1 protein-coding gene is annotated in these 381 nt (G+C 47.0%); it reads right to left on the bottom strand.

What is annotated here, in order from left to right; genetic code table 11:
* On the bottom strand, positions 1-381 hold a 381-nt coding region (locus tag NI467_RS14655), incomplete at its 5' end, for a 4Fe-4S dicluster domain-containing protein (protein ID WP_253153505.1).

The following is a 381-nucleotide window of genomic DNA, read 5'->3' as shown; positions in this document are numbered from 1 at the left end:
TTACATATTCGGATAATTCGGACCACCGCCACCTTCCGGTGTTACCCAGGTGATATTCTGGGATGGATCTTTGATGTCACAGGTCTTGCAGTGTACACAGTTGGCTGCATTAATCTGGAAGCGTTTTGAACCATCATCATTTTCCATGATTTCATACACACCCGCCGGGCAGTAGCGTTGGGCTGGCTCATCCCATTTCGGCAGGTTCACTTCTACTGGAATTGAAGCATCGGTCAGCTTTAAATGTGCAGGCTGGTTTTCTTCATGCACGGTATTCGATACAAACACTGAAGACAGACGGTCAAACGTCAGCTTGCCATCCGGTTTTGGATAGTTCGGCTTGAAGTTCACTGCATCAACAGTTTTCAGCGTCTTAAAGTC

The organism is Acinetobacter sp. S4397-1 (assembly GCF_024129285.1).
In the GTDB taxonomy this organism is placed as follows: Bacteria; Pseudomonadota; Gammaproteobacteria; order Pseudomonadales; family Moraxellaceae; genus Acinetobacter; species Acinetobacter lwoffii_C.
This window is presented reverse-complemented; position numbering and strand designations above follow the sequence as displayed.